Annotated in this window: 6 protein-coding genes; 2 read left to right on the top strand and 4 right to left on the bottom strand. The window is 38.6% G+C overall.

Annotated elements, in window-relative coordinates; all coding sequences use genetic code 11:
• Positions 1-119: 119 nt before the first annotated feature.
• Both CKK19_RS25255 and CKK19_RS25250 read left to right on the top strand, forming a co-directional pair.
• Positions 120-311, top strand: a complete 192-nt coding sequence (locus tag CKK19_RS25255) for a DUF1272 domain-containing protein (protein ID WP_072202096.1) — start codon at positions 120-122, stop codon at positions 309-311.
• 222 nt (positions 312-533) lie between these two features.
• Positions 534-1,328 (top strand): hypothetical protein, encoded by a 795-nt coding sequence (locus tag CKK19_RS25250; RefSeq protein WP_058656512.1) that lies wholly within the window; start codon positions 534-536, stop codon positions 1,326-1,328.
• Positions 1,329-1,378: 50 nt separating this feature from the next.
• On the opposite strand, the gene CKK19_RS25245 is transcribed toward CKK19_RS25250, so the two are convergent.
• The 4 genes from CKK19_RS25245 to CKK19_RS25230 form a co-directional block, all read right to left on the bottom strand.
• Positions 1,379-1,690, bottom strand: coding sequence for a hypothetical protein (locus CKK19_RS25245; protein ID WP_072202097.1), 312 nt, complete (start codon positions 1,688-1,690; stop codon positions 1,379-1,381).
• A 250-nt stretch (positions 1,691-1,940) separates the two neighbouring features.
• On the bottom strand, positions 1,941-2,549 hold the full coding sequence (locus CKK19_RS25240; RefSeq protein WP_225455271.1) for a hypothetical protein: 609 nt from the start codon (positions 2,547-2,549) through the stop codon (positions 1,941-1,943).
• A 49-nt stretch (positions 2,550-2,598) separates the two neighbouring features.
• Positions 2,599-3,000: a hypothetical protein gene (locus tag CKK19_RS25235; protein WP_225455270.1), complete on the bottom strand. Its 402-nt coding sequence runs from the start codon at positions 2,998-3,000 to the stop codon at positions 2,599-2,601.
• 1 nt (position 3,001) lies between these two features.
• On the bottom strand, positions 3,002-3,781 hold a 780-nt coding region (locus CKK19_RS25230; RefSeq protein WP_225455269.1), incomplete at its 5' end, for an AAA family ATPase.

Genomic DNA, 3,781 nt, shown 5'->3' with positions numbered 1-3,781 from the left:
AATTCAGTAAACCACTTCAATACACGCGAAAAACAATAGCGTCATCTATCGCATAAGGAGATACGGGTAGATGGCCTTTGGTATAGCCAATGAAGTCCCTTTAACAATAAGAGAGCACCATGCTTGAACTCCGTCCTAATTGCGAATGCTGTGATAAAGATCTGCTACCTGAATCAAAAGAGGCATTCATCTGTTCATTTGAATGCACATTTTGTATTGATTGCGTGACCCAACGGCTTAATGGCCAGTGCCCGAACTGCGAAGGGGAACTGGTGCGACGTCCAATACGGCCCGAAGCATCCCTCCTGTGACACCCTGCATCCAGTCAGCGTCACCATAAACAATAGAGATGAAAACTATGTTCACTCCTTGCTCATAACGACCTTCGTGATTCTGCTAGCCGCCCGCTGTGTGCTAGGGGCTGACAAAGCTGACGTCGTCATGTACCGATCAACGCGATGTAAGTCAGCTAGTTGATGGTGGGACATTGTATAATCCGAGATTACTCAACTAGCACTACGGACGGCACTATCATGCAGAAAAGCTTAGCAGAACGATTTGACTCATTTGAAGAGGACTTTCAAGACGTTTTATCGACCAAATCGATGCAATACAACTCGTTGTTGAACGCAAACAAAATGTATGTGGATGCAGCAAAATATAAAATATGGATCGGACGGGTCAAAAAGTTACTGGAAGACAGTTATGGACAGGATTCTGAATTTTACAAAGACTTTATCAAAGCTCAAAAAGGATTTTATGCCTCAAATTATGAAATTCTCACCACACAATTAAAACCGGTTTTTGATGCCGCAAAAGCTGATCTAGATTATGCCCTCCCTCTGAATACTAGCCCAGTATTGAAAGAAACTGACAGATTAGATCTGATAATTAACGTGCTTGAAAGGTTTCCGTCGTTCTGTCGCCAGCTGAAAAAAAGATATAACAACAGAGATAGCATTGAGGTAACCGACGAGTATGACGTTCAGGATCTGGTTCATGCTCTTCTCACCCTTCATTTCGATGATGTCAGGCCGGAAGAGGCTTCGCCGAGTTATGCAGGCTCGTCCTCCAGACAGGATTTTTTGCTCAAGAAAGAAAAAATAGTAATCGAGGTCAAGAAAACACGTAAGTCTCTGGGAGCGGGAAAAATCGGAGAAGAATTAATTATTGATATGGCCCGTTACCGCGCCCACCCGGACTGTGACACGCTGGTCTGTTTTGTCTATGACCCGGATGGATGGGTGAATAACCCGAAAGGTGTGGTTGCCGATCTGGAGGGGGGCGATTCAGAAGGCAAGACCAGAGTGGTGATAGCGCAGTTCTGAAGCTCACTGCTGCATCTGGACAGAATAACTCTTCTGTCCAGTTCAAAAGATCAATATGTATTGAGAGGGGGGCCGTACTCTTCAATCGGCCAAGAAGTGACAACAAACACAGTATCATCCTCATCGTTAGCAAAAATGAACCCATGCTTTTCTTCGGCGCCATCAGTGAAAACTCGGGGATCATTTTTAAGTGAAACCCACGAGGCTATGCTTGCATGATGTCCCAAATTCCTGAGTGCTGTTCTGGCTGCTTCCCAGTGAGTCATTATTGATTTATTTGATTCCACTTCATGCAACAAATGACACTTCAAACGAGCTATAGAAAGGAGCTGATTTGGTGGTCTTTTATAGACGTGCATCATGTTCCATAATCTCTTCGTGATCCGGCGAGAGTGCCATGTCCAATGTTGGGGAGAACTGATTTAGTTTGAATAGGCGTTGGACAGAATCACCAGAATGTCCAAGTGGGCTTCCCTGCCGTGGCGCCAATGAAGGACCGCTCAGTGCCAAAAGCGGAAGTAACTAACAGCAGTCTGTGTGAAAAAACGGGGTTTAGGTCACACTGTATAAAATAAATAGTTTTAATGATGGTGGGATCGCCCCACCAAACAATCATTTTACTATTCTTGAATTGATGTCAAAGGCTCGTAGCAAGTCTAACTTAAGCTTACTGTAACTTCTCTTTAAAACATTATTTTTTTCAAGGGATACATGACTCTTAATTAAATCGAGCAACATATCTTCATATCTAGGATCTGCTGAGCCGTCTCTAATTACATCTTCATACTTATGCAACATTTCAATAAATACATTAGCAGAAGACACAGATAAAAGCTTTGAATATCTTGATTCAAGTTTTAAATCTTTAACTAATGAATCAGTTTGACCGTTTTTAATTCTCATCTTAACAAGATTCAATGGTCCTCCAGTAAAAACATCCATATTTGGAACGAAATCGTACTCATCATCGAAACAACGAACATACGGATGTATATGAGTTTCGACAGTGAAATCCCGTGAACGCTTCAACTTTCCATTACAATTAGAACATGATGGTATATGATTGTAAAAAGACAAAGCTAAATAAGGATACTTAGCTTTCGGATAAAAATGATCCAATTCGAATAAAGCCTGTTTATTATTTAACCCTCCTTCCTTCTGACTGATAATTAAAGCAGAGTCAGCATTACAATATACACAAGTAGCTTTATCAAAAAACATGTTTTCGTATATCTCATAGAGAGTAGCGCTACTTCTATATGATTCGTAATTAAACACTCGAGAAAGTAATAACTTGCAAAAATTTGTCTTTACAAAAGAGTTTTTTTTTCTTTGTGAATAAATCACTATCATTCACGTGCTTATTAATGTCAGACTTAATTGATTTAAAAACCTCAGGTTTAGAAAATACTATTTTTTTTAAAACGACCTCATCATCTAAATAATTCATTAAAGAAAAATGTCTAGAAAAACTTTCTTGGTTATCATTTTTATATTGGTCAGTTGTGACGTGTTTTTTTAAAGATCTCACTCTCATTATTAATGAGCTTTCTTTGAAAAGACCTTTTTTATCTACTTGATTCAGAAAAGTCCACAATTTCTCCAAAGACTCTTCAATGAGTAAATCAGGTATTCCCCCATGTCCTTTAATATGATTCTGTATGCTAATCATTTTAAGAAATCCTTTTCCGAATATGATGCAAGACCAACTCATCACCAATTAGCCCTAATGATTCATTCAATTTTTTAATATCGCATTTTGTTAAAGTTTCTTTGTCAAGTATATGCAGTATTTCTGAAATATAAGAGTTTGAGATTGATGCACTGCGCACCCCCTTAAGACCAAAAGCCTTTGAGTAAATATCATAAAAATTCGCTCCAAAAGTATTAATATCTTCTAGCATATTCAACTGTGAGTTGTTACCATTAAGTATTAACAAGCATTGTTTGGGAACATCTGATACTAACAGTGGAGAGTGTGTAGTAAAAACTATTTGAATTTTACCTTTGGATATTTCAGGAAGACTTCTTATAAGTGTTTGCAGGAAGTCGATTTGCCACTGTGGATGCAAATATAAGTCTCCTTCATCAATACATATAACACTATCCATTTCATCGCGCGAATGTTCACCTTCAGAGATTGCCGCCCAAACCAAACTGAATATATTCAGATATGCCTTTTGCCCTGAACTTAAGCCGGACCAAGATGCATTACAACCCCAAAACACTTCAAACATACTCGAAAGTTTTTGATGTTGCCAATTACTACATTCAGAATAGTCTAACGAAAAAATTATCTTTGAGTTTCTTAATGAAGAATCAGGAGTGAAATTTAACGATTCAAAAATAGATTTTAGATTGAGTAACACACAACCAACAACCTCACTCATAATGTGATTTTCTGTGTAATTATAAATACTGTCTCTTGAATGTGTGACCTGCTCCCCGTTGAT

Source organism: Enterobacter sp. CCUG 70166, assembly GCF_020224095.1.
GTDB lineage: Bacteria > Pseudomonadota > Gammaproteobacteria > Enterobacterales > Enterobacteriaceae > Enterobacter > Enterobacter intestinihominis.
The sequence above is the reverse complement of the archived record's forward strand: the minus strand, read 5'-3'. Positions and strand labels throughout refer to the sequence as shown.

What these genes read in the sequence shown, in the direction of transcription:
- CKK19_RS25255 (WP_072202096.1), top strand. Translation starts at nt 120, where the DNA reads ATGCTTGAACTCCGTCCTAATTGCGAATGCTGTGATAAAGATCTGCTA.
- CKK19_RS25250 (WP_058656512.1), top strand. Translation starts at nt 534, where the DNA reads ATGCAGAAAAGCTTAGCAGAACGATTTGACTCATTTGAAGAGGACTTT.
- CKK19_RS25245 (WP_072202097.1), bottom strand. Translation starts at nt 1,690, where the DNA reads ATGATGCACGTCTATAAAAGACCACCAAATCAGCTCCTTTCTATAGCT.
- CKK19_RS25240 (WP_225455271.1), bottom strand. Translation starts at nt 2,549, where the DNA reads ATGTTTTTTGATAAAGCTACTTGTGTATATTGTAATGCTGACTCTGCT.
- CKK19_RS25235 (WP_225455270.1), bottom strand. Translation starts at nt 3,000, where the DNA reads ATGATTAGCATACAGAATCATATTAAAGGACATGGGGGAATACCTGAT.